Here is a 24,317-nt window from a genome sequence, read left to right as displayed (position 1 = left end):
ATAGGCAGATGCATTACTCACTACCGTCCGGCTGGACCCGCTTCAGTCCATGCGCTTCAATCAACACTTCGAACTGTTGACGCGCATTTGTTGCCCTTGCTGAGTCTGAAACAAACACCAAGGCGTCCGCCACAGCCTGCCAATCGGCGACAACCAGGTCTTCCGGCCAGGGCACTCCCGGCGGCATGTTTGGCGCAGCAGAAACCACCGAGATAAACAACTCGGTTTCAGCAGCCGACCCGCCCGTATGTGTTGCGGGCTCAGTCCCGGTCGCCGAAAGACGAACCTCAAAATTCGGACCGGACTCGCCAAGGGCATTTGCGGCCCGGTTGCAGGCGTCGGCCTGACCTATTGGGGCAAAAAATGCGATCCGCCGCGTGTAGGCAGTCACAGCGCAACCCGCCAATAGTTTGCAAGCTGCTGTTGCTGCGCGGCAGACAATGGATCAGGCACAACAACAGCCCCAATCAGATCATCCCTGAGGACGTTGTAGTCTGCGGCCATCGCCACGGCCTCTGCAGCAGTCAGGGAGCTACCTGCTGCGATGTAGGCCGAGTATGTACCTGTCAGAGGCACGATCAGCGCATCGTCGACAGCATCGTCGGCGAGCGAGCCACTCGCTTGCAGTGTCGGCCTTGCGGCGTCTGACGGCGCCGCGACGTGGTGTCCTTTGATCACTTTGACGCTGATCCCGGAAATCGTGGCGTTGTCATCGGTGGTTACGAACCGCAGATCGTTATCCGATAAAAGGCTCTCGACCTTTAGAAAGAAGGTGCCCGATGCGGTCGCAGTGAAGTAGTTGAACGAGCCGCCAGAGTCACCAGCACGAACAGCAAAACTGCCGCCAGAAACTTCGGCTGCAACCTCGATCCAGGTTCCAGCGGTGAAGACCCCGGCAATGCGGACAGAGCCGGAAGAGTTCCCTGTGTGGGTGTAGCTTCCGTCTCCATTGTCGGTGAACCCGGAGCCGGTGAGATAGGCCGCCCCACCGGCCCAAAGCTCAGCCCCACGCGCCAGGCCTTGCGACCTTTCAAGAACCAGTTTCACCGGGTCCCCTGCGGAGGCAGCGGGCGACGTCCCGGCGGCATCCTGAAACAGCGTGGACAGGTTTGAAGGGTCCAGAAGAACGCCTTGCACGCCACCGGCAAATAGGTCGGCCGGATGGAACCGGCGGCGCCTGAGCGCCGCCGAGACGGGTGAGAGACCAAGCCCGAGCATCAGCCGATCCGCGCCAGGAGGCCTGAGGCAATGCCTTTGCGCAGAGAGCCAAGCCCCAGCGCATTCATGACCACAAGCGCCCAATTGTCGGCGACCTCGATCCCGGGCACATCGATGCCCAGTCCACGCTCAACCAGAACGCTCAGCAGGATCATCCCTGCCACGATGTATGTCTTCTTACCTTCAAGCATGGTGCTTTCCTTTCTTCAGGCTTCGTTGGTGGAGAGGATTGCGCCGCTGGCATCCATGATGGGCAGCGGGCGCTGATGGGCGGCTGGCCAGGTCTTGGGCCAGCGCAGGGCCAGCAGGCGGCTTGCAGCCAGCCAGCTGTCACGGACGGAATCCGACTGATTGCCGCCGCGGATTAGGTAGCGATTGGTCGCAGGGTCGAAGCCGACCGCAAAACCGACGTGCCCGCCTTTGCCGCGGGTGAAGCTGGCTACCGCGCCATATACCTTCCCGCACTCGATGCCGTACTGGGCAAAGTTGCGCGCCCAGTACGGGTTGCGCTCGATGGCATCGGGCAGCGGTTCATCCGGCACCGCCAGTTCAAGAGCGGTGATTGCGGCATCACCACACCAGGGGAATTGAGACGGGTCACCGAGAGTAGAGCCATCCGATTTCAGCCAGGCGCGCAGCTCGGCGTTGTCGCGGTCCTCATGCAGGCCCATCACCTTGCCGATCTCCACCAGCCAGGGCGGCTCCGGCGCGGTGTCGGGCCCGTAGCGGCACGGGGCCTGCTCTTCGACTGCTTCCGCCAGCCGCTCCAGCGTGATCGGCCCGACGTAGAACCGGGCCCGGAGCCCCTGCCCGCGTTTGAAGTCGACTACCGCGGCCTGTGTCTTCGGCCCTGCAATCCCGTCGATACGGCCGGAGTAAAGGCCGAGCGTCTTCAGCGCGCGCTGGAGCCAGCGCACGTCGTAACTGTGCAATGTCATGGGAACCTCAGTTCTGTTGAAGTGAATTGCGGGGAAGGATCAGGGCTTAGCCTTGGCGATCCACTTGCTTAGAATGGCCTCGGCGCCCCGCGGCCCGATGTAGGCAGCAAAGGCCACAATCCCGGTAGAGACTGGCTGGCCAACCTCCAGATAGCTGGCGATACTCTCGCCTATGATGGCCATCCCGACCGCAACCGGGATTTCCCAAAACAATTCCGGACCAAAGAAGCGCCGGGCGCCCTTGCGCACTTCGCCGGAGTGCCACATCAACCGCCCCGTGATGGCGCCGATCAGCGTAGTTGCCGCGCCGCCCGTCCAAGAGGACAGCCAGCCAACAAAGCCAGTTTCATCCATGGACCACTCCCTCAGAACGCTGCGGCCAGCTCAGCCACGCCGTGCGGCACATCCGGCCAGTTGCCGTCTGCCTGCGCCTCGCGCATGGCCTTGATCCAGGCCACTCCGGATCGGTAGATCGCCATCTGCGCGTCGTCGAGCGCTGACGCGGCCACAGCGGCTAACAAGTTGAGTTGCGCCGTTTCATCAATCACGGCCAGAATGCGCTGGCGGCATTCGGCCTTGCGGGACAGCGCGAGATCTTCTGCCGCTGTGGCGGCCAGGTCGGCCGCCGTCGTGATCTTCAGGGAAAAACTCATGCGCCCTCCTCCTCTGCCTTGCGCAGGATCGGATCGGGGAGCGGCCCGTCAGTCACCGTAACCACAGGGATTTTGTGCGGCTGGGTGCGCTCTGCCGTCGCCCGTGAGTACCGCCATTGCAACGGAACGTGCAGCTCGCCATCAACGCGGGCAATGTGCCCGGCAAAGGGGTGGTCGCCTTCCGGTTCCGCATAGCCGCCCTCCGGCACGCCCGACAGGTCATAGGCCACGCCGCTCACCGTGATCATGTCACCGCTGACTGATCCGATGGTTTCCTGCCCACCCTCTGGCACGGCAATAGGAGAGAAAGTGATCTTCATGTCCTGCTCCTTATGAAAGGCCAATGGCAAAGGCATCGACGGTCATTGTGTCGCCCGCGCCAAAGTCGGTTTTGCCGTCAACACGCCACTGCTCAAACTCAACCGATGCAGCCCCGGACAGCCGGACAAGGCTGGCGCCGAGCTCGTTTGCACCGGGCGTGATGCTCCAGTTGCCCCGGTCCGGCACAAAGAAGGCGCTAGCGGGGGCCGAGAAGGCCGCAGGGAATGTCCAGGAGGCGTTGCAGTAGTTGATGCTCTGCTGCGACAGGGTGAGGCTGTGCCAGCAAACCTGCAGGCCTCCAGGGATGATCGCATAGTTGCCATTGGCATTGCTGCCGATGTCGAAGTCATCCAGCGCTTGCAATTCGCCAGCAGCTGCAATGGTGGTTGCAACCGTGGACATCCAATTTACGAAGTCATCCGCCCGCTGCTGGAAGGTCGCCGGCGAACCGGTGCTGGGCGGTGTGGGCGCCGCCGGGAAAGTAAAGCTCATGTCAGGCCCTCAACTTCGAGTGTGCAAGTAGCGACCCCGGCGCTCTCCAGCGGGATCGAGAAATCTTGGAAATAGCCGAACACCATGGCCCCGGTTTCCAGGAGCCCCTCATCGGCGAAGTACAGGGTTGGCGTGGCGCGCTGCGCGGCCAGGCGCTTGCGGACCCGCCGTTCCGGCCGCTGTGCCGGGTCGCTGGGAATCTCAACCGCGAACTGGAAATCCACCGTGTCCGCAAAGGCGCGCTCCACCAGGAATGCGTTGCCGAAATCATCCCGTTCCTTGGTCGAGAAATCTTCGATCCCGACCTCAGTGCCGGGCAGCGTGGTGCCAAGTACATCCAGCCGCCCCAGCACGATCTGGGCGACGGCCGCCGTGCCGCTGCCCGCATCGATGTCGATCTTGATCCGGTTTCCGGCAAAGCCCGGCAGGTCGGTGAACAGAAATTCCGTCTCATATTCCGGCTCCCAGGTGAAATAGGAGAACCAGTCAACGATCTCGATCGTGTCGACGCCGACGCGGGTTTCATCGAAGACCGTCTCCACGGGCGGGCCAACGCTTTGCAGCCTCACCCGGACAGATGAGCCGGAAACACCCAGCAAGCCTATGCCGGTCACCCGGGTCGGCACATCCAGTGTGTAGCTGATAGTGCCGGTTTTGGTGACCGATTGTCCCAGCCTCTGATCAAATGCGCGCCAGCGGTTGGAAGCCCCCATGTCGATCCACCAGGTGCCGTCATCGGTCTTCGGGTCGTTGCCTGTGTTCCCGTCTTGCTGGCTCACATAGCGCCGGTGGGTATCGCTGAACTCCACCTCATCGTCTTTGGCGTAGGTACTGCCGGCACTCCAGGTGGTGGTTTCAGTGACATTGGATTGTCCCAGGATTGCATCCGTCATGACAATCGGGCTGATCATCTTCATGCCGTTACCTCCCGTACCGGCGCGCCGAGAACCTCTCGCTTCCGCTCAAGGTCAGCCAGTTTCTTGATGTGCTTGTGCAATTGAAGGAGAAGCTGAGTGTTTTCGGAGCGCATCTGCGCCATTTCGCGGCGCATCGCCCGATGTTCGGCCACTAGCTCAGTGTTATCGAGCATATTCCGGCTCTGGGAATACGGGTGGACACGGGAGCCGCGGGGCAAATCAATGATTTCCGGCCCCTCCTCACCAACCAGCGCCCGGCCGCCAGGTGCGAAGTTCGTGCCGCGGGCGAAGGCCGGGATGCCGCCAAGGTTGCGGATCTGCTGCCGCAGTCTTTCTGCCTGAGCTTCGGCCAAACCCACGTCCTGGTTGGTGTCGCCAAACACCCGGCCGATGTACTCGGTTCCGAACTGCCTGCGCAGAGCGGCCTTGAAGCCAACCACATCCCCGCCGCCGTAGTAGTCGAAAGAGGTGACAATGCGGCCGGCATCATTGACCGACACGGTACCGTCCTGCCCGGTCAAGGTGATGCCGTACTCGCTTCGCAGCGCATTGAACCGATCCACCACGCCCTGCGCCTGCTGAGTGCGGAGCACCGCATCCCCGCCCTGCACCTGAAGCCCGGAAATCCTGAGGGCATCCTCCCGCTGCTGCCGGTCTGCATCCACGGCCCCCTGCAGCTCACCGAGCATATGGGACAGCACCCCCATCGGCCCGGTAATGCCGAGCATGCCGCCTGTCAGATCGCCAAACAGATCAGCCATTGCCCCCGTGGGCGACACTTCAGCAATACCGGGGTTCCGGCTGGCAGCCATGATGTCAGCGCCAAGCGCCTGCAGCTGGTCCTGGTAGCCTGCAATGTTCTCGTCAAAGCCTGCCATGCCGGCGTCAGCGGACTGGAGGTATTCGCCGAGGTCCGTCAGCACCTCGATCTGCTCATCCAGCAGGCCAGCAAGGATTTCCTCACTGCTGGCGGTGTCGGCCGCGGCCGTGGCCACCTGATCGACCTTGCTGAGCACCTGGGCCGCTGCACGGCGGTACTCGAAGCCCGATGAGGACATGGCGCGCAGGCTTTCCAGATAGCTCTGGGCAAAGCCCTGCAGATCCTGCGCGGCCTCGGCATCCCCAGCCATCGCCAGCGAATACGCGCCCTGGAAACGGGCCTGGTTCTGCGCAAACACCTGTGACGGGCTTGCTGAGGTCAGCTCTGTATTGAGCAGCCGGCCCAAGAAGTCCTGCAGGGAATCCGCCGTGCGCAGCCACATCTGAGCTGTCTGCCTGGCTTCGCTTGCCGCCTCGCGGGACAGGCTGATCTGATCGCTGATCGCAAGCTGGATCTGCTCCACAAGCGCCATTGCCTCGATCGAAAAGCCGCCGGCCTGCGGCAGAACCTGATCCATCGCCGAAGACATGTTCAGCAGCTGAGCATAGAGCTTGCGGCCGCTTTCCGAAGTCAGATCGATGCTTTCGACCAGTTCCCGGAACCCTCCCCGGCTTTCCGGCAAGGAAAGGCCCAACGCCTCAAACTGATCTGTGAGACGGCGGGTGACGGTCTCCGCGCGTTCAGCCTCGGTATAAAACGCGCCCCAGTATGTGTTGGCAGCCGCCGCCATCGCTTCCTGGCCGCCAAAGTATTCCGCCAGGTTTGATGCTGCATCCCCGCCGGCCAGTGATGCCTCAAAGGCCGTGTGGCCGAGGAGATCCAGAACATCATTAACCCCCATCAGCGCCGAAGACATGCGGCTCAGCGCTTCAAGATGCGTTTCACCGATGCGGATGTAATCCTCATTCGTCAGGATCAGCTCCGCCATCTGGTCGACGGTCTTCTGCATTTCCTCCTGCAGGAGCTGCTGGATCTCTTCCTGAGTTTTGCCGCTAGTGAAGAAGGAAAAGGCCTCTTTCTCGAAATTCTTCAGCGCGTCCGTGCCCAGGCCAAGAGTGTCTGCCATGCTGACAACGCCGTCCGAGAGGCCTTGCATTGCGAGATCAAGCGTGCGCTCGAATTCGAATTCAAGCGGGCTCTTGTCCCATTTGTCGGAACGAAACCAGCCGCCCTTGTGGAAATCGAAGCTCTGCCCGTCTTCCAAACCGTTCGGAGTGAAGGCGCCCTCGATACCCGAGCCGCGGTATTCGCGGGAAAAGGCACTTTTCAAAGCAACCAAGCCGCCAATCACGGGCAGGAGAGCACCCCCGAACCCGGCGATTGCGGTTAGGGAGCCAGTCAGAGCCGTCGCCCCTTGCGCGCCCAGCAACGCGCCATAGGCACCAATACCGCCCGAGAACAGCGTCGAAATGCCAAAGCTGGCACCGCTGCCGAGAGCGCCCAACAAAGAGCCTCCGCGGAGAAGTCCACCTCCGGCGCCAAGCAGCCCATCGCCCCCGCCTCCGAGTACGCCACCCGCCGCTTGAGCAGTGCCGCCAGAAACCCCACCGAACCCAAAGTCAATCATGATCCGGTTGCGGGCCGCCATGGCAATCATCTGCGCCAGCATGCCCTGGAAGCTCGACAGAGTGTTTTCGGCAAAATCCTTGAAGTCGCTGAACCCGCGCGAAACAAAGTCACCCCAGGCGTTCGAGATTCCATCAATCCCGCCGATAAGGATATCAGCCTTTGCCCTGCCAAAATCTTCGGTTGTGTAGGCGGCCTCCTCCATTGCCTCAGCAAAGGCTTCGGCTTCGGATTTCACCTTTTCCAGCCCCTTGCCGGCTTTCTTGCCGCCCTTTTCCAGATCCTGGAGGGCATTGTTCAGGTCGTTGGCAGCATCGGCTGCCACCCCATTACTCTCACCATGCTGCTCAATGACCAGGTTGAGAGTGGCGAGCGCGGCAGACGCCTTTTCGAAACCGCTCTCAATCAGGGCGCGCGACCTGTCTAGCGCATTGCCAGCAGCGTCCTGATACCCATCAATTTTGGCTGTCAGCGAGTGAACGCCTGATCCAGCCACAATTGCCGCGTTGTTCAGGGCAAGGATCGTTGAGTCCATGCCTGGCAGGAAGTCCAGGTGCTTTGCGCCCTGCGTCACTGAGTGCAGGAAATCCGCCCACGCCCTCGAAATTGACCTGACCATTTTCAGGAAGCCTGCAGCGACATAATTCCAGACGGCATCAAGGGCAGGCTGAATTGCGCTGGCAGATTCTTTGACGCCTTCGAGAACACCATCGACCACGGTGCCAAGCACGCGCATCGCAGCACCCCACCCGCCCGTTGCCTGCATCAGGTCCAGGAATTTCCCGATCAGAAGGCCGGCGCCGACAACCAGCCCCCCAACGCCGGAAGCGATCAGCGCCCCGCGCAGGGTGATGAGGGATGCAATCCACGCTCCTGTCGCTGTCACAGCGCCGTAGATTGCAGGCGCATAGGCTGCTCCGACCGCAAAACCTGCAGACACCGCAAAACCTGCAACCGCGTTGAGGTTGTTCGCTACAAGCAGAATTGCTTCAGAAACTGCGCCGCTGGCACTGGTCGCCGCATCCATCTCACCGATGAACATGGTGAAGTTGTTGCCGAGAACACCAAAGGCTTGCGAGATCGTGGGCACCGTTTGCTCGAAGGCCTTTTCCAGCATGTCGGTCTGGCTCAGGATAGCCTCGAAGAATTCCCGGCTGGAAATCTCGCCATCAACCACCATCTGGCGGAGACGGCCGACAGAGCCGGAGGCGCCGTCAATTGCATTCGCTGCCGCCTGAGCGATCGGGAACGCACCCTCCAGGATCGAATTGAACTCTTCTGCCCGAACCGTACCGCCAGCCATCGCCTGGGACAGCTGCAGAAGTGCGCCGGATGCCTCCTGCGATGAGGTGCCGGTTTGCGCCAGGGCCAGACCCACGTTCTCCGTAAACCTCAAGACCTCGGCCTGTGAGGCTCCAAGATCCCGGCCCGCGATGCTGATACGCTGATACAGCTGTGCGGTGGCATCCAGCGGGGCCCGGGTCCGGTTGGCCACGTCCGCGATGGATTGCAGAACGCCCGCGGCCTGCCCGGCTTCAATGCCCATGGCGCGCAAGCTGTTCGTAATCTTGGTATAAGACTCTGCAGCCCCGCCAACAGCCCGCACGCTGGCCGTTACACCAGCAAAGGCAGCCATCTGGCGAACAGCGCTCCGCAAGGCAGATGTGACACCTGCTGCAGCTGCTGCACTGCGCGCTGCGGAGGTTGCGAAATTATCATTCGCAACCGTCGCATTGCGCCCCGCCTGCACAAAGCGGCCGAGCTCATCCCGGGCGCGGACCACTTGGCCAGAGTCAACTGCAATACCAAGGCGTGCGAAATCGGTCATTCGGAAATCCCCGAGCTGAGAAACCACCCCAAAGTGGGCTCCGTTTGCTTGCAAGTTTCGGCCGAGCTGAACTTGATCAACTCAATCCCGCTCCATCGGGGCCATGGTCAGTGCCTCAGCGCCTTTACGCCGTTCGGACAAGTATTCCCGGCTCATCTTGACCAGCGCCTGCACCTCCCAGGCATGGATGATTTCCGGACTGCGGCGTGCGTAGGCATCGACCTCGGACCAGGGCAGCGGAACCTCATCCATGGCGCCCAGCATGGACGGGCCAACTTCTAGGAAGGCCCGCCAGATCAGATCCTGGTATTCGCTCAGCTCGGGGAACGGCGGTTCCTGCCCTGCATCCAAGTATGCCTGGATACGCCGGGGTTCCGTGCGCTCAATGCTGCCATCGGCCTTTTTGATTTCGATCGCGCTGTGCAGGAACCCCAGCTGCTGAGCAGCGAGGATCAGCTGGTCACGATTTCCCGCGTGAAGTTGCTCTTGTCGCCCAAAAAACGATCAATCCCCTCCATCAGCCAGGTGCGGGTGCTGAACAGTTTCAGCGCGTTTTCCCTGGAGAACTCCATCGGAACCGGCTTGGCCTCCGGGTTGTCGAGATCCTCGTCCTCAATATAGGTCACGCGGCGCCAGCCGGTGCAAAGCCTCGAATAGAACTCGGCGCGGGCTTGTTCGCTGTCCTCGGCTGCGTTGATCATTTCCTGCACACTCAACTGCGTACTCTTGCGCTTGCCTTTGCTCTTCTTGTCGAGCTTTCGGACCATTGCGGCGGAGGCGCGGCGGCCGGCATCGCTTTCGAGGCCCAGAAAATCCATCTCGATTGCCTCGTCTTTGTTGAACAGCGGCTCACCGTCAAACTCAACATGCCAGGTCGCGCCCTGCTCCGCGTCACGGCGGGTGTTGATGCGTGCAAAATCCATGGTGTGTATCCCTTGGTTTCAGGTTTCAAAGTGGGCCGGAGCGAGTGAAACCACTTTCCGCACCGGCCTCTATCCGCCCCGAGGGGAGGCGAATTAGGCAGGCTCGGTGGCGTTGACGGTCGGTTTCTTCTGGCGGAAACCGACCTGGAAGCCTTTGTGCGAGTTGTTGTCGCCTTGATTGGGCTGGTGACTATGCGCGATCCCCTGCGCGTACTGCACCTTATCGCCAGCCACAGGTGCCGGGCCGTCGCCAGCATCCACGCCAGTGCCGGACACAATTTTCACGCACAAGATGCCGTCATTGTCGTCCGCTTGCTGGGTGATGTCGGCCTGACCGGCGTCACCATCGACTTCACGGAAAGTCATGGTGGTATCGACACCCTGCCCCGCGCCCTTCACAACGTCGGTGAAACCAGTCGCGAGATCGGGAATATCGATCATCGAATGGGAAACGCCCAGCTGCGGCAGGGTGATGTGGCCCTTGGCCTGCACCCAGGTCAGGGCTTCGAAAGCAGCAGCGGTGTTGGCGGCAGGATATGCCTTAGCAACATAGATGGTGTCGCCGATAAAGTTCTGCGTCATGTCAATTCTCCATGCAGAAAGACCCCGCTCGCGGGGGCGTTTATTTCAGGTTGTGGGGAATGCCCGCTTTGCCCCGCGAGCCGTTGGGGTTACTCGGCGTTCCCCGCCGTTTTCCGCGCCCAGCCTTTGGCGAGCCAGGCGGCTGCGTCTGTTTCCAGCGGGCGTGCGGTCTGGCCGATCTGACCGTTGCGCTTGTTGGTGTTCACCAGCTCCACGCGCTTCGGGGCTGTCGCCGCTTTCTGCTCTGTGTCCTGCGGTTTGGTTTTGCCAGTCAATTTGACCTCCATTGGCTGCTTAAGATGCTTCGTAGTGGACCTGGATCGGAACCCGCCAATGGGTGCGATCCTTGTAACCGTTGCCAATGAACGGCGGGCGGTTGATGGTGATCTTCCCGCCATCGACGTCCAGTTTCAGACCCATGGAGAATTGGGCTTTGATGCTATCAGCCAACCGCTCTCCACGGCGGGCCAGCTTGCCCAGCCCGGTCAGAACAGCGACCTGCATATACCCCCGGTGAATCGCCCCATCCCCGTTCAGCGTGCTGTCCTGCGGAGGCAGTCTTACCGCTTCCACAACAATGTATTCCTTCTTTGGGTCGGTATCCGCGTCCTCATTTTCCCAGATGATGGTGGGGAGGTCTGCAACCTCCTCAAGACGCGCCTCAAGGGCGTCGGAAATATCGCTCTCGCGGATCATTTGCGAACCCTCGCCACGGCACCATCAACGAACTCCTGCCAGCGGGCCACGTTCGCCCCGACATAGTGCCGGCCGGGCACCTGCTTGCCGGTGCTGGTTGTCCACCCGAACTCAATTGCGGCTGCGTACTCTTGGGTCCACTCGAACTGCATTACATCGCCCAGTTCGAAGCTGCCAATTGCGACCGCATAGCTGGCCTGGCCATCAGCAATAGACGAGCCGTTGAGGCCGCTCATCAGCGAGTTGACCAGATCTTTGGTCGGCCCGACTGGGATCTTACCCTCCTCGAAGCTGGTGGCGCCCTGAGTGATGCCCAGCTGGGTAGTCTGCGCTGCCTCCATCAGGTCTTGAGTTGCCTCCGCTGCGACAAATTTGATGTCGCCTTCCGTCTGACCTGCCCACTCCGCAAGCTGCAGTTCGAAGCTCTTGCTCATTCGCCCCTCCGAAGTCGCACCCTGTAAATACCCATGCAGTTACAGCCGATCCGGTGCCGCAGAGGGCTGTTCGGATCGTGCGGGCGCTGCATTCGCGTGCCGTCCGGAAACTGGAAGCCCTCCCCCAGAGAGACGACGGTGCCGCTCATGGCCACATGATCCGGGCGCGGCTCCTTGCTCCTGTTGTGCTGCCACTGGCATGTGACTTCCTCCACATCCGGCCGGTCAATCAGCTGCAGCATGGCCTCTTCGCGACCGGCTGCCAGCGCCTCACGCGCCTCGAACTTCGCCACCACATTCGCCCGGTAGCGCAGCGACTTCGAGCGATGCGCCTCCATGATCTGATCCAACTGTTTCCCGGTGATTGCTCGCCCTTCACGGGCCGCCTTGAGGATGGTCTTGTCAAACCGCCTGTCCCGCAACTTCAGCCCCAGGTACTCCCGCATCAGCGCGGGATCACCACTGGCCAGCTTGAACCGGCCGGAAATGATGCTGTCCGCTTGCTGCGCGGTAAGCCCGAGAAGACCGCCCACCCGGCGGCTGCCGACACGCCGGCCGATAAGCTCGGACGCAACCACACGGGAAGAACGCCCCTGCTGTATTCCCGCCTGGACCGCGGCCTGCACAGTTTGGGCGCTCTCTTCTGTAATCCCCTGGATGAACCGGGCACCGTTCTGCGCGATCCAAGATTCGGCGCGCTCGTGGCGGCCATTAAAACCAAAAAAGCCAACCAGGCTCTTCGGCGCTACGGCTGCGCCCAGGTTGCCGCCGACGATGAACCCGCCGCGCAGAGCTTCTGTCAGCGGGTAAAGCACCGACTGATCCAGGCGCAGCAACTGCGCGGCCTCGCCCAGCCTCCCCGCCTCTAACAGCTCGGCCACTTGGGTCAAACTGACCGCCAGGGATGCACGCCGCATCGCATCCTCGAACGCACGCCGAATGCGCGGCTCAAGTTTGCGCAGCGCCTCTTCTAAGGCCTGTCGCTGAGATGCCATCGCACCCTCTCGAATTATCAGATGTTGACCGCGAGCCCCATCAGCACGCCCAGCAGAAACGCGTTTTGGATTTGCTTGTCTGCATCCTGGAAGATCTCGACCGGGTAAGCAGCAGCCAGAGCCGCAAGCGCTTCATTCCCGTCCTCAAGATGGCGGTACACAGTATAGGCCTGCGAGGGGCTGGTAATGCCCTGAAACAGGTCTGCATTCTGCTGTACCAGATCGGTCAGGTTTCCAGCTCCAAGTCATACGAAAGCGCCACGCCGCCGGGAGCGAACGGGATCACCTTCTCAATGCGTAAGTATTTAGTGTCCTCTGCAGCATCCGCCAATGCAACCCCAACGGCAATGTGGTCGCCTTCTTTCGGCTCAGCGCCGGTAGCATTCACGGTGACCTTGCGGACCTGTTGCGCCAGCAGCGTGCCGGAAGCATCGCGGACCTGCTGAAAGCTTTGAACTGCCGTCAGTTCATGAAGTGTATCAGCCGACGTGACCGGCAGACCATCGGCGCCGACATTGCGCGGGTTCAATTTAGCGCCCTCAGCCGCCTTGCGCAGCGTGCAGAGCAAAGGGCCGTCTCCAACCGCTTCCCCTGCCTCTGCAAGCGCTGCGGCGATCTCTTCGGCGATATCGGCGCCGCTCATACCGCAAACGCTCCAACAAGAGGCACCAGATAGGGCCGCAGCATGCTCTCGATCTTGGTGCTGACCGGCGTTGCGGCATCAGTGCCGCTGGCATCCCCCCGAACGGTCCATTTGATGCCCTTCACCTCTGTCAGAACCTTCTGCTGATCAGGCGTGTAGGTCTTGGACCAAAAGCCCGGGGTGGCGAGTTCAGATTTCGCGGCCTCATAGACCGAAGCATCCAGCACATCTTGATCAACGGCCACAGCCCCGCCAAAGCGGTTTGCATAGTGGAAGTCGATGTAATCCTGCGCTCGCACCAGCGCCGAGGCACTGGCTGCGTCATCTGCCACCGTGTCCCCCCGGGGCGCGGCGTAGGCGATCCACCCAGCTACGGTTGCAGTCATTTCACATACGCCAGAATGTCGGCCGTAGTGGCGGCCAGAACATGCGTGATCGCGCACGAGATATGCAGCCCGGCCTCGACGTCGAAAGTCCGGTCATTGCCCTCCAGGGTCGTCACGCTCACTGTTCCGGAGGTTAGGACCAGAAACGATCGGGCGGGCGTTGCCAGCGCTTCATCGGTCGCAGGGGCGCTGACCGGAACAATGTCGCGTGCCGGGGCGGTCGCACCATGCGGCGCTCCAATGGAATCGAGAGGATTGCTCACGCCTCATCCTCCATCTTTGCCCACACCGCATCGCGCTCCGCCGCGGTTACCGGCTCGGCGACTTTCGGGAGAACGTCATTGATTGCGTCAACCTCGGGCTTGCCACCTTTGGTGAAGTCGTCCTCGCCGAGCCCGCGGATAACGCCAGCAACAATTGCCTCTCGCCCGGTCATCTCCACCGGCTGGCGCGCATCGGAGGTGCCGCCATCCTCGACCAGCATGCCCTCGTCAAACCAGGCCTGGACAACCGGCGAAACCATTGCCTGCTCCAGCAGTTCCTCGGTCATTTCGATGAAACCGAGAGCCGGAACAATGTGCACCTCGGAAAGACCGAGATCGCCTTTGGTGGTGTTGATGATCTTCATGATGGTTCCTCCACTGTAGGAATGCAAGGCCGGTTTCCCGGCCCCGGTCCGGCTTAGATACCGTCGCGGTAAGAGCCAGCCTTGGGCAGGCGCCAATCAAGGCCGCCGAGGCGGAACATGCCCGGGATGGTGAACTGGAAGCCCTCGATCTGCACCGGGAAGAACCGGTGCACCATCGGGATGTGCAGCTTCAGAACGTCCGGCGCCCGGCGGTAGGTGATCATCCGGGCCGTGCCGCCTGCCCCCTTGGTCAGCAGACCGCGCTTGCCGCGGATGGTCAGCGGACGTCCGGTCTGAGCCGTGTAAACGTTGGCCTTCTGGATGAACTCCAGAATGGTCATGGTGCTGTCGGTCAGCCGGGTCGAGGCGATGTAGTTGAACCGCTCGGTGGGCAGCACAAGCGTGTCTGCCAGCTCGGTTTCCTTGGTTGCGGTGACGATGCCCGTCAGCGCCGCATTCACATCGCGGATGATCTGATCCGGGGTCTTGTTTTCCCAGAGCGTCGAGTTACCGGTGCCGTCGGCTGCAACGGAGGCCTGCGGCACGCCGGTGTAGCTGTACAGGCCCTCGAACCCTTTGTCGGCGTCGCCATTGAGGGAAACGTTGTAGACCATTTCCTCGTAGGCACGGCGCGCCAGGCGGGCCTTTTCGCCATCCAGAGGGACGCCAAGCAGGCGCGCCTGGTTCACTTCTTCGAAGCCGTAACCGTAGCCGATGCCCGCGGTGTGGACAGCGGTTTCGTGCTGCGCCATCTGGGCGCCGACGAGCGGCACATCCTTGCCGTTGCCGTTCAGCCATTTCGCGGCGCCTGCGCCGTCCATCCAATAGTAAGTGACGGACTTCACGAACTCGCCCGCCGAGGTATCGACCGGGATCAGCTCGGCGTAGTTCAGCTCCGGGTACTTGGTGCGGTAGACGCCAGCCTCGATGTGCGAGGTCTGTTTGACCGCGAAGCCCAGCGACGCCTGCATGGCGTCGTTGAACTGCTGGGTGGTCATGTTGTTCATTGCTCAGCCTCCTTAGCTGGCACCGGCAACGGCCGGCACGTCCAGATTGACGCGGATTTTCGCGAGGGCGCCGTTCGCAGCGCTGGTTTCCCAGCGGCAGCCGGCCAGTTTGATCGAGCCATCCGAGCCCTCATCGGTATTGGAAAAGGTGCCGTCCGCCACCTTCACCCAGATTTCATCACCCGCGGACACGCCGCCGGCATCGGTCACGGTCACCCAGATCACGCCCTTGCGCATCAGCAGCGCAGACTCGTTCTGGGCGAAGGTGTCATCGGTGGTGGACTGGTCGCGCACGGTGATGCCGATCACGCTGTCGGTGCTGGCCGAGACAGCATCGCACTGGTTGTCCGAGGTGCCCTGGATCACGGGAACGCCGAACCCCAGGCCCGCGGCGGCCTCCACCTCGCGCGAGATCAGCACATTCGGCTCGGAGTTGGCGATCATGCCCGCAAGGGCGGCCGCCATATTGTCGGAATAGTTGGTCTGCACAGCCATCGCTTATGCCCCCTTCTGCTCGGCGCCGCCCTTCCAGGCATCGCTCATTTCGGTCAGGCTTTCCTGATAGGCCTTGTCCGCCAGCGAAGCGCCCGCACCGCTTTCGATGCCGGACTTCAGGGTGTCGGCAAAGGGATCACCCTTGGCGGCGTCCTCTGCCAGCACGTCGAACCGGGCTTCGATATAGGCATCGGATTTGCCTTCAATCGCGGCATCGCCCAGCTTTGCGGCAACGACTGCTTTGCGGATCGCAGCGTCCGACAGGCCTTCGGTCTTCACGCTCTGGTCGACCTTGACAGCATCGCCAACCAGCTTGGCGCGGGCCGCAACCCGCTTGTCAAGGTCGGCATCGGACAACTGCTTGCCCTTCAGATCATCGATCTCGGCATCCTTTTTCGCCAGTTCGGCGTCTTTGGCATCCAGGACCGCCTGATGGGCATCCTTGGTGTCCTGAAGCTCCTTGGCCGATGCGGCCTTGAACGCTTCGATTGCCGGGGCATCTGCGGCGGCGACCGTCACGGCCTTATCGCCCAGAACCACCGTCATGGTCTGGTTGGACATGGAATTTTCCTCCTCGCTGTCCAGGGTGATCGGGGCCGCGCCCCATGTGTCCGCACCGTCGCCGATACGGCATTCAGACCCCGCCCGGCCTTTTGGCACGATTGCGAGGTGGTTCACTCGGATGTTCCGCTGGATCGCGTCATATGCTTCCCCCTCGGGGGTCGTGCCGTCCTTGAATTCCAGCTGGCAGACATAGCCAGCGGACAGCTCACGGGTGCCAGCCTCAACTGCGGCGATGGCCGCAGCGTCCTTGATGATCAGCGGCAGCTTGATCTTGCCGCCTTCCCATTTGGCTTCGGTGGAAACTTCCCCCTTGGCCAGATCCGCCCAGTTGTCAGCGGTGACCCGCTTCGGGTGGCCCATGGTGACGGGCGCATGGCTGAAGGTGGCCAGGCTTTCCGGCGCCCGCACCTCATCCTCAGGGCGGTAGACGCGCACCACATCCTTGTCAGCCAGGCCGACCTCGGCACCGCTGTAGAGCTGAATTCCGGTGCGGACTGCGAAAGCCTCGGTGACCAGATATCCGTCTTCCAGCTTTCGGGTGCCGCTCAGCGTGGCGCTGTCGGAGAACTGAAACTCACTCATGACTCCGTGGCCTCTTCTTCGCTGTTTTGATTGCTCAGTTTTCCGAGGGCTGCAGACTCGTCGTCATCATCCGGCCCACCGCCGCCAAATTCCCCGGCGTATCCCTCCAAGCCTGGGAAAGCCCCGCTCTCGGTCAGAGCGTTGACCGCAGACTTGCTGATTGCCTCCGCTGGCGTGTTGCCCATGCGCTCCAGCTTCTCCAGCGCGCTCATGAGCTTGTCGGCGTTCTCAGCAATCTCCTTTTCGCTCAGCTGCCAGAGAGGGCGCCAAGTGAAATGAACCTCTGGTGGACGGACTCCTAGTGCCGAGCGGATCAGGCACTCATCCAGCAATCGCAGGGCCGGCTGCATCTCCAGCGTCTGTTCCCGCTTCACCCGGTCATAGTAATTCCGCAGATCGCTCTCACCGGTGGCGTTCATCCCGCCGGGCGACATGCCGAACAGCCGCGTCATGGGGATCTCCGAGGCGGCGCTGACCATCTGCATGAAGCGGTCGATGATATCCGGCAGCGTCGAGAAATTCGCCGATTTCTGGTGATACTCCTCTTTGGCATCCAGCATGAGAGCGCCGTTGATGCCTTTCGCCGTCATAGCCAGGTTGAACCGCTTGAGCATCAGCTGCTCATAGGCCTGGCCACCATTGCGCAGGCTCTCCGTAAAGTCGGCGATCTTCACCACGTCCACCTTGGCCTCGAACACCAGCGAGGCGACGTTTGCCACCGTGCCGTCGAGGTGGCCGACCTTCTCCAGGGCGGTCTGCAGGACGCTGTCACCCCAGCCGAGAAAGGACTGGGCAATAGCGTTGTTCGGGATCTCTTCTCCCTTGAACAGCACCAGGCGGGACGGATGGATATCGACAACCTGGCCGGAGGCCCCGGACAGCTGGAACATTTCCGGCAGGCCATACCCGGGCCGGGATGGATCAAGCTGGAGCTGGTTCACCCCAAGCTCAATACGGTCTAGGACCGTCAGATACTTCAAGTCACCCTTGCGGATGCTCTCAGCGCTCAAGGGCTTGCTGGGATCGGACTCCCCGGTCCCGATGTAGATCGCGGCGGCGCCGTAGAGCCGCGCCCGCTTTCGGGCATCCAGCACCTTTGCAACGATACCCAGGCGGCTTTCCTCAGCCTCCAGCGTCTCGATCTGCTCTTTCTTGGCGTGCCATTCCCGCCATTCGCGGCAGGCATCCTCTGCCGGCACATCCACAACAGCCTTCGCCACTGAGGAGCCCCGGTAGGCGTTCAGCAGGTCCAGATCGCTGAGGTGCGGCACGAAGTAGCCGTTTGCCGCGGCCTTGTCCCTGGCGGTTCCGAGGTTTGCAACCAGGTTCTGGAACCCATCTTGCGCCCGGATCACAGGAGCAATTTGCCCGTCTGCTGTCATGCGATAGTGCGGCTTGCTCAAATCGCGCCCTCCCAGGAGAATTGCCCAGTGTTCAGCATGTCGGCGATGGCATCCATGAGCGGATCCACCTGGTCATCGTGACCGGTGCCCAGACCATCGAATGCCTGCAGCTCTGCCTTGAGCGTTGGCGTCCATTCCATGTCGGCGGGCAAATGCACGTGCCCGGTCGCGATCCACGGCGCCGCGTCGAGGCCCCGGGTGTATTTGTCCTTGTCGCGCTGTATCCCCTCTACCGGGATCAGCTGCTTGCCCGGCTGGGCCATGCTGAGTGACTGGATCAGGCCTGTTCCCGAAACCTTGTCTTCGATCTTCATGCCCCGCGGCTGCCAGCCATCGCTGACGGCCTTGGACCAGAAGGTGCGGGCCGTTGCCTCCAGCTGCGGTGCCAGCCATTTGCCGCGCACCTGGGCGATCAGGTAGATGCCGCCAGTCTTTGCCTTTCCCCAGAGCTGGAACACCGAATAGTCGTTCCGTTCCGCAGTCTTCTGCGCGGTGTCCGCATAGATCCGAGTGAACTCCATCGGCGGCAGCTCACGCCACTCGCCAAAGCCGTCCATGTTGAACAGGGCGCCCTCGATGTTGGCGGGGCGCTGCCGGTACTGACTGTTGTAGGTGTAGGCGTCGGCCTTGAGGACTTCGATCTCCGCCTCGGTGTGTTTCTCTGCCCAGAGGGGCCCGGGCGGCAGGCCGTGGTCGATTGGCTTCCCATGCGTCCATTCGGGCGGATATTCCATGCCCGGCTCAATTAGCACCGGCAGATCAAGGTGATGCCAGACCTCCCCTGTGCCCCCCTTCAGCAGATGGCCGGCGAAGTCGTCATCGTGCAGTCGCTGCATGATGGCGATGATCGGAACGCCTTCGTGCGCAAGACGGCTGCGGAATGTGTTGGTTGCCCGCCGGTTCACGTTCTCCCGCTTCTTCGGGCTGAATGCGTCATCCGGCTTGAGCGGGTCATCCACCACCAGCGCGCCGGTGAACTTGCCCTTATCCATGTACCCGGCGCGGAAACCGGTGATCGGCCCGCCGGCTGCCTTTGCCAGAAGCCCGCCGCCCTCGGCCGTCTTCCAGCGGTCTTTGGCCTTGCTGTCCCTCCTGATCGAAACCTGTTCCAGCTCCTGGAAGGCCTCAGTCTCGATGAGCGATTTCACCTTGTCACTGTTCTCGCGGGCCAGGTCATCCGAGAAGGTGGCGTGGATGAACCGCGCCTTCGGATTGATTTGGAACCCCTTTGCGATGAAGTTCACCACCGCGAACTCGGTCTTGGTGTACCCGGGCGGCAGCGTGATGATCAGCCGGGAAATCTCCCCCTTCAGAACCCTGTCCAGCGTGCGCGACAGCACCCGGTGATGCGGCCCCACCAAGAGCGCCATGCCCTCGCGCTCGGGAAAGAACCAGGTCGCGAATGGCAGCAGCGAGCCGCCCGGCGCAAGGTCAGTCCTCTTCTTCTGCGCCTCCAACGAGTCCAAGAACCGCTGGATCGATGCCAAGTTTCTGTGCTTGCTCAATCAACTCAGCCTCGGATTTGCTCTCATCGGTAGTTCGGATCGGACCACCGTTCGGGCCGGTGTGTTCAACGCGCGCGCTCCGCTTTGGCTCAAGGCCGAAAAGCTTCACCTTGCCGTTCACAGCGGATACCGCTGCAGAAGCGGCACCTGCCTTCATTGCAAGTTGTCGTGCTGCTTCAAATTCTTCGAGAGCCTGGTGGCGGTTGAAAATAGCCAGATCTTTAGCCTGTTCCTTTAGCTCCTGTAGCTTTAGGGCTATCTTAGGGTTGTCTAAGAGCTGGCAGGCCTCAACATAGATCCAAGAGTCACGGGCGTTCTCTTCCACCTCATAAGACTGACGATAGGCTTCCGCGGCATTTCCATGCTCGAAGTAATGCAGAGCAAATGCCTCCTGCTTTGCAGTGAGCGCCATGATCGACTTCCCGTCTGTTGTGGAGTTTGGAGGGCATCCCGCACGAAAAGGTTCGCTTTGTACTACAAACTACCCAAAACTTCGGTATTCCGCCGACAACCAAAGTTGCCTTTGGAAAATCTTGTTAACTTGCCCGCGCTGAGCCTTGAATGTCTGGCCTAGAATGGCTTCCGCCTCTGAGAATTTAAAACTGTTGCCGAGGATGCCTCAGTACAAAGGCAGAAGAAACAGCGCCGCCTAAATGGAAACGCTGCTCTAACTGGTAACCGTCTCTGTGTTCAGGCATCGAATGCCGATTAGGCGGTGCAGTAAGTGACCTATTGAGATGGGGATCCTGTTGGGAACTGAAGTACTTCACACTCCTGATCCCTGGGTTGAATGATTTCATAGCCCTCTTCCGCCAAGAAATTCATAACCTCTGCGAACATTTCGTTGTCCAGGCTATCGACAAAGGCTCGTATATCGTCTTCATCAGCCGGTTCATCAAACGAAGGTTCTTCTTCAAACTCGGTGTGGTCTTCAGGTGGAACGCGCGCCTTGACTTGTTCCGTTAGGTCTCGTGTTGCCGAAGTTTCAGGATCGGATGGCAGAGATGTCACCCCAAAGGTACCAGGTTCGAACCCACTAATAAAAATTGGACACATGACTAAGCTCCTTCCGCGGCGAAACACTGTCTGGTTTCAAACCAGATCTATTGCGCGGCGATTGATGAATGGAGGGGTAAGCCTCCAGGATCGAAGAGCTCGATTGGCCTCAGTTTCTTCTTTTGGCCGGAGCAAGTGGCCAGACCGCGGTCATCCATCGCACAAAATGCGTTTCGGTTTTCGCAAAGCAAATTGCAGCTACTCAGCATGCAACTCCATTGCGTAAGCTCCTGAGCCTCCAGGATGTTCCTTGCGGAGGCTGTACGATAGATATTGAGTTCTGCCTGAAGATCAGCGCGAACCCTCGTCGAACATTTCGGCCACAGTGGGACAGAAGCCGGATCAATGCAGCTCCGCGCTTCCACAAGTCCCTAACTGCCGCGCCCCGACGTTATAAAAACTACACGGCAGACTGTTCTCGATGTTCGATGACTGTTCTCACGCTATGCATGGCCAGTAAAGAAAGTACTAATCTATTAGTTGCCCCACACCACAACTCATCGCACTCATCGCAGACTTGGCCACAAGATACAGGTGAGAATATTTACCAAATCCCACGCTGTTAACTTACTCGCTCACAAAGGGCTGAATTTTACGAAAATTTTACAGCAGGCTGCCTCTGCACATCGAAACCAAGCAATTGAGGCTGCCTTTTAGATACATGAAGAGCTTTTGCGACAAAGCTCCCGAGCTTCGCCAGTTCCTGAATATCCCGTCAGGTACGCCACGCGGCCGGCCCTAAGCCATGCGATACGCGCGCAGTTCGGCATTTAAGGATACAATACCACATCTAGAGTCAGCATCAAGAAATAGAGGTGAAGAAATTTGGACCACCTGCCCTTTTTCCGAACCCAAGGCCAAACAAACAACATTCTTGAAGCCAAAGAGGTACGGGAAGGCGTTAACTCATTGAAACAACACCAGGACGACGTGATAAGCACTTTTGGTCAAATGAAACAGGATTCCAAATCCAACCAACAGCAAAACAATTTCACCAAGCTTGGCAAGTTTCCTCGTCTTTCCTTTATGCTTCATAAGTCCACTTCCCCTTTTTCGTATCTTTGATGAAGCAAAAACGTTTCCTCAACATCCGTACTGCAAAAAGGACATCGGAGCATTTTTGCTACTCCACCTCCGCCAAGGCAGAGCAGACCCAGCATGCGCCCCCCTTTTGCTGGGTCTGCTTCATCTATGGGCTTGGTTCCATCTGGCCGTTTCCTTGCTGGGATCAGAAGAACTGATCGATCGCTGGATGCCTGCCCACAGCCAAAACTCACAATCCAAGACAGTATACTTCGCCCCTTTCGGTTTGGACCCACCATACCTACTAGGCCGCTCAGAACTACGAGGGGCCGAGACAGCGGAAAGTAAAGTCCAACATGCAACTGCATGCGCAAAGTGGGCATAGCGATGAAACTAGTGGCCAGTCCTTGCCTATAGAATACCTCAGAAGAGAAGAGCTCGAAGAGATGGCGCCTAGAAGTTTCCCTTGCGGAAAGTTAATAGGTGGTCAAATGCTGCCGCAAATGGTGAAGGTGTGAAGATTGTTAACTCATCAACGTTTTTGTGAACTGGAAGAATTCGCTGCAAAACAGCTGATTGAGTACGGTCAATCTCCTCAAAGAGTCGTGCTTTCACTTGCGCGGCAATACCCAGAGGTTGCCGGCCTCACTATAGCCTTTGCGTTAACCAGTATTGCACACCATTTGGAGCGTCCACTGGTTGCTAACAATCCGCAGCCTTTGCCAAAACCCATTGATATCTATCGAGCAATTTCACTACTGTCTTCTGATCTCTTTGAGCTGCACGTGAACCAGAAAACCACCGCGAGTGGGGCTGATCTGGTTGAGCTTTGGAAGCGAAACTCTGAGGAGTTCTTCTGTGCTCGCTAGAGACCGGTGGAGGCCGGAGGCTCAAAGGCCTCAATGCCGAGGACTGCACCAAAGCCACTCCCGAAAGATCTTCGCTCCGAAACAAGTCGGCCTGGCTAATAATTGCCTGTCATAGCAAATTCAGATCTCTACACATTGAGCCCATTGCTGGCGCGGGCGGCCTGCCGCCCAAGCTCTGGCGGAACTGGCCTCGACTTTCGAAACTAGCCTAACTCCAATCCAGGCCCAGGCTGTTTTTCAAAGCGTGGGCACCGACTTACGCCTGCCAGGTTAGACGAGATTGACGGTGAAGATGCGCCCCACTCATCTGAGCCCGAAACGATGTTTCAGGAGCGGGGCCATTATCCAACAAAGTTGTGGGCGCGTGCGGCGGGCGCCCGCAGGGATCATCGCCAGGGTGATCCGAGGGAACGGTGTTTCCCCTGTTCCCTTTTTGCGTGAGCTTGGTCTATGAAGCGCTAAACTATCGTTCAGAGTTCGCAAAAGGAACATCCCATGCCTCATCCCGTTGATGTTCACGTCGGTAAGAGAATTCGCTCCCGCCGCTGGCTTGTTGGGAAAACCCAGCAGGATCTGGCATCAAAGGTTGGCGTCAAGTTCCAGCAGGTGCAGAAGTACGAAACTGGCGCAAACAGGGTCAGCGCCTCTCGCCTTTGGGAAATTGCTGCTGCTCTTGATGTGGACGTGACTTTTTTCTTTGAGGGTCTGAACGCAGCCAAAGATGTCTCTGCAGAAGGTCATCCCTCCGCCGACATTTTGGAGGCAAAGGAAGCTGTCGAACTCATCCGAGCGTTCCACAGTATTCCTGAAGCTCAACGCACCCAACTGTCCGGCCTAGCGAAAGCTCTTGTGGCTTAGAAGCTCGCCTAGAAAGGATGCGGCCCGCGAAGCTAGTTGAACAAGCACTACTTAAATGCGGGCCGCTGCCCCTATCGGCCTACGGGTCAGTTGACGTGAGGGCAAGGCCTCAGTTTTTAACGGGGAATTTTTTAGGTCGCTCAAAGAGAGGCCGCCCATGTAAGAGGTGCATGACCGGATCGCTTGCCCAGTTTTTTGCTTAGTTGGAAGGGGCAGAACTGTTAGAGGGCCGATTGTGCCAGGTTGGCAACCAGCGAGACCTGCGGACGCTTGCGGCATGCGCCCGCAGGGATCATCGCCTAGATGATAAGGGAGAACGGGTTTCCCTTACTCCCCTAATAGGAGAGTTTAATTGAGGGAAAGTTGTTGACCCATCAATAATCCGCAAAAGGAGAAAGGCCCAGCAACAGCTTGGGTGTTACTGGGCCAGTCTGACCGTTTTGGGAAGAAAGGGAGCTTAAAATCCCCACCACACTTCTTGCGGGAAAATGGTTGATGAACTGTTAAGGGCGAAACCAAGATCCACCAAAGGAGCAACTACTCCGTTGCGACGAGGAGATGGCGGTGGTGCAGCTAGAGCCTCCAATTCAAGAATTTTCCTTCCTCAATGTTAGGAAGGAAGGGCTGAAATTTTCTGTCATCACCTGTTGTTGCTGTGAAAGATCGATAGCAGAAGTAGCTCTTCGAGTGCAGGGAGCTGTCTTGCGGTATTTGGGCTGACGCCTCATCTGACTGGCATTTATTGGTCATGATGCTATCCGTCTGTTGTTACGCTCAGCCCATCGTAGTCTCGTTTCATTCCTGAGCTACCGGTCATCGGTTTACAGGAGAAGCTAAATCGTGCGGTCTTTCTAT

At 59.8% G+C, this 24,317-nt stretch carries 31 protein-coding genes; 2 read left to right on the top strand and 29 right to left on the bottom strand.

The features are described from left to right. Positions 1-13 precede the first annotated feature (13 nt). From RA20_RS25260 to RA20_RS25255, 29 genes are all read right to left on the bottom strand, one after another. On the bottom strand, positions 14-391 hold the full coding sequence (locus RA20_RS25260) for a hypothetical protein (protein WP_152618410.1): 378 nt from the start codon (positions 389-391) through the stop codon (positions 14-16). Beyond that, the gene (locus RA20_RS01180) at positions 388-1,218 is read right to left on the bottom strand and encodes a hypothetical protein (protein WP_039123788.1); all 831 of its coding nucleotides are present in this window, start codon (positions 1,216-1,218) and stop codon (positions 388-390) included. Before RA20_RS01180 ends, RA20_RS25260 begins: the two co-directional genes overlap by 4 nt. Further along, entirely contained in the window at positions 1,218-1,409 is a 192-nt protein-coding gene (locus tag RA20_RS01175; RefSeq protein ID WP_039123785.1) for a hypothetical protein, read from the bottom strand. Before RA20_RS01175 ends, RA20_RS01180 begins: the two co-directional genes overlap by 1 nt. A 15-nt stretch (positions 1,410-1,424) precedes the next feature. After that, positions 1,425-2,156, bottom strand: coding sequence for an NlpC/P60 family protein (locus tag RA20_RS01170; RefSeq protein WP_039123784.1), 732 nt, complete (start codon positions 2,154-2,156; stop codon positions 1,425-1,427). A gap of 39 nt (positions 2,157-2,195) precedes the next feature. Continuing rightward, on the bottom strand, positions 2,196-2,510 hold the full coding sequence (locus RA20_RS01165) for a phage holin family protein (protein ID WP_039123783.1): 315 nt from the start codon (positions 2,508-2,510) through the stop codon (positions 2,196-2,198). A gap of 11 nt (positions 2,511-2,521) precedes the next feature. After that, a complete protein-coding gene (locus RA20_RS01160) occupies positions 2,522-2,809 on the bottom strand; it encodes a hypothetical protein (protein WP_039123782.1) in 288 nt (95 codons plus the stop codon). Next, positions 2,806-3,129: a hypothetical protein gene (locus RA20_RS01155; protein WP_052248765.1), complete on the bottom strand. Its 324-nt coding sequence runs from the start codon at positions 3,127-3,129 to the stop codon at positions 2,806-2,808. Before RA20_RS01155 ends, RA20_RS01160 begins: the two co-directional genes overlap by 4 nt. Positions 3,130-3,139: 10 nt before the next feature. Continuing rightward, complete coding sequence (locus tag RA20_RS01150; RefSeq protein WP_039123781.1) at positions 3,140-3,622, bottom strand: hypothetical protein; 483 nt, start codon at positions 3,620-3,622, stop codon at positions 3,140-3,142. After that, positions 3,619-4,539 (bottom strand): hypothetical protein, encoded by a 921-nt coding sequence (locus RA20_RS01145; RefSeq protein WP_039123779.1) that lies wholly within the window; start codon positions 4,537-4,539, stop codon positions 3,619-3,621. Before RA20_RS01145 ends, RA20_RS01150 begins: the two co-directional genes overlap by 4 nt. Next, the gene (locus RA20_RS01140) at positions 4,536-8,813 is read right to left on the bottom strand and encodes a tape measure protein (RefSeq protein ID WP_039123778.1); all 4,278 of its coding nucleotides are present in this window, start codon (positions 8,811-8,813) and stop codon (positions 4,536-4,538) included. The genes RA20_RS01145 and RA20_RS01140 overlap by 4 nt, the downstream gene beginning before the upstream one ends. An 81-nt stretch (positions 8,814-8,894) precedes the next feature. Beyond that, on the bottom strand, positions 8,895-9,164 hold the full coding sequence (locus RA20_RS01135) for a hypothetical protein (protein WP_039123777.1): 270 nt from the start codon (positions 9,162-9,164) through the stop codon (positions 8,895-8,897). A gap of 101 nt (positions 9,165-9,265) precedes the next feature. Continuing rightward, positions 9,266-9,736 (bottom strand): hypothetical protein, encoded by a 471-nt coding sequence (locus RA20_RS01130; protein WP_039123776.1) that lies wholly within the window; start codon positions 9,734-9,736, stop codon positions 9,266-9,268. Between the two features lie 93 nt (positions 9,737-9,829). Next, positions 9,830-10,318 carry a hypothetical protein gene (locus tag RA20_RS01125; protein ID WP_039123775.1) on the bottom strand — a complete coding sequence of 163 codons (489 nt, stop codon included), beginning with the start codon at positions 10,316-10,318 and terminating at the stop codon, positions 9,830-9,832. Positions 10,319-10,407: 89 nt separating this feature from the next. Then, positions 10,408-10,593 carry a hypothetical protein gene (locus tag RA20_RS01120; RefSeq protein ID WP_152618409.1) on the bottom strand — a complete coding sequence of 62 codons (186 nt, stop codon included), beginning with the start codon at positions 10,591-10,593 and terminating at the stop codon, positions 10,408-10,410. A gap of 19 nt (positions 10,594-10,612) precedes the next feature. Further along, entirely contained in the window at positions 10,613-11,014 is a 402-nt protein-coding gene (locus RA20_RS01115; RefSeq protein ID WP_039123773.1) for a phage tail terminator-like protein, read from the bottom strand. Then, positions 11,011-11,448, bottom strand: coding sequence for a hypothetical protein (locus RA20_RS01110; RefSeq protein ID WP_039123772.1), 438 nt, complete (start codon positions 11,446-11,448; stop codon positions 11,011-11,013). The genes RA20_RS01115 and RA20_RS01110 overlap by 4 nt, the downstream gene beginning before the upstream one ends. Beyond that, on the bottom strand, positions 11,445-12,443 hold the full coding sequence (locus RA20_RS01105; RefSeq protein WP_039123771.1) for a hypothetical protein: 999 nt from the start codon (positions 12,441-12,443) through the stop codon (positions 11,445-11,447). The genes RA20_RS01110 and RA20_RS01105 overlap by 4 nt, the downstream gene beginning before the upstream one ends. 17 nt (positions 12,444-12,460) lie before the next feature. Next, entirely contained in the window at positions 12,461-12,604 is a 144-nt protein-coding gene (locus RA20_RS25640) for a hypothetical protein (RefSeq protein WP_193748747.1), read from the bottom strand. A 65-nt stretch (positions 12,605-12,669) separates the two neighbouring features. Then, positions 12,670-13,086 carry a hypothetical protein gene (locus tag RA20_RS01100; protein ID WP_039123770.1) on the bottom strand — a complete coding sequence of 139 codons (417 nt, stop codon included), beginning with the start codon at positions 13,084-13,086 and terminating at the stop codon, positions 12,670-12,672. Continuing rightward, positions 13,083-13,472 (bottom strand): hypothetical protein, encoded by a 390-nt coding sequence (locus tag RA20_RS01095; RefSeq protein WP_039123769.1) that lies wholly within the window; start codon positions 13,470-13,472, stop codon positions 13,083-13,085. Before RA20_RS01095 ends, RA20_RS01100 begins: the two co-directional genes overlap by 4 nt. Then, entirely contained in the window at positions 13,469-13,735 is a 267-nt protein-coding gene (locus tag RA20_RS26365; protein WP_039123768.1) for a spike base protein, RCAP_Rcc01079 family, read from the bottom strand. Before RA20_RS26365 ends, RA20_RS01095 begins: the two co-directional genes overlap by 4 nt. After that, positions 13,732-14,100 (bottom strand): hypothetical protein, encoded by a 369-nt coding sequence (locus tag RA20_RS01085; RefSeq protein ID WP_039123766.1) that lies wholly within the window; start codon positions 14,098-14,100, stop codon positions 13,732-13,734. The genes RA20_RS26365 and RA20_RS01085 overlap by 4 nt, the downstream gene beginning before the upstream one ends. Positions 14,101-14,153: 53 nt before the next feature. Then, the gene (locus RA20_RS01080) at positions 14,154-15,107 is read right to left on the bottom strand and encodes a DUF2184 domain-containing protein (RefSeq protein ID WP_206540086.1); all 954 of its coding nucleotides are present in this window, start codon (positions 15,105-15,107) and stop codon (positions 14,154-14,156) included. 12 nt (positions 15,108-15,119) lie between these two features. Further along, positions 15,120-15,602 (bottom strand): structural cement protein Gp24, encoded by a 483-nt coding sequence (locus RA20_RS01075; protein ID WP_052248764.1) that lies wholly within the window; start codon positions 15,600-15,602, stop codon positions 15,120-15,122. 3 nt (positions 15,603-15,605) lie between these two features. Then, entirely contained in the window at positions 15,606-16,748 is a 1,143-nt protein-coding gene (locus RA20_RS01070) for a DUF2213 domain-containing protein (RefSeq protein WP_039123765.1), read from the bottom strand. Next, on the bottom strand, positions 16,745-18,151 hold the full coding sequence (locus tag RA20_RS01065) for a DUF1073 domain-containing protein (protein WP_206540085.1): 1,407 nt from the start codon (positions 18,149-18,151) through the stop codon (positions 16,745-16,747). Before RA20_RS01065 ends, RA20_RS01070 begins: the two co-directional genes overlap by 4 nt. Continuing rightward, positions 18,148-19,638: a phage terminase large subunit gene (gene terL / locus RA20_RS01060; RefSeq protein WP_206540084.1), complete on the bottom strand. Its 1,491-nt coding sequence runs from the start codon at positions 19,636-19,638 to the stop codon at positions 18,148-18,150. The genes RA20_RS01065 and terL overlap by 4 nt, the downstream gene beginning before the upstream one ends. Beyond that, positions 19,583-20,068, bottom strand: coding sequence for a terminase small subunit (locus tag RA20_RS01055; protein ID WP_052248763.1), 486 nt, complete (start codon positions 20,066-20,068; stop codon positions 19,583-19,585). Before RA20_RS01055 ends, terL begins: the two co-directional genes overlap by 56 nt. Before the next feature lie 317 nt (positions 20,069-20,385). After that, positions 20,386-20,712: a hypothetical protein gene (locus tag RA20_RS25255; protein ID WP_152618408.1), complete on the bottom strand. Its 327-nt coding sequence runs from the start codon at positions 20,710-20,712 to the stop codon at positions 20,386-20,388. A 1,544-nt stretch (positions 20,713-22,256) separates the two neighbouring features. Between RA20_RS25255 and RA20_RS25250 the strand changes: the two genes are divergently transcribed. Then, positions 22,257-22,604, top strand: coding sequence for a hypothetical protein (locus tag RA20_RS25250; protein WP_152618407.1), 348 nt, complete (start codon positions 22,257-22,259; stop codon positions 22,602-22,604). 495 nt (positions 22,605-23,099) lie between these two features. After that, a complete protein-coding gene (locus RA20_RS01045) occupies positions 23,100-23,462 on the top strand; it encodes a helix-turn-helix domain-containing protein (protein WP_039123759.1) in 363 nt (120 codons plus the stop codon). The last annotated feature ends 855 nt before the right edge of the window (positions 23,463-24,317 follow it).

It is taken from the genome of Leisingera sp. ANG-Vp, from assembly GCF_000813725.1.
In the GTDB taxonomy this organism is placed as follows: domain Bacteria; phylum Pseudomonadota; class Alphaproteobacteria; order Rhodobacterales; family Rhodobacteraceae; genus Leisingera.
The sequence above is the reverse complement of the archived record's forward strand: the minus strand, read 5'-3'. Positions and strand labels throughout refer to the sequence as shown.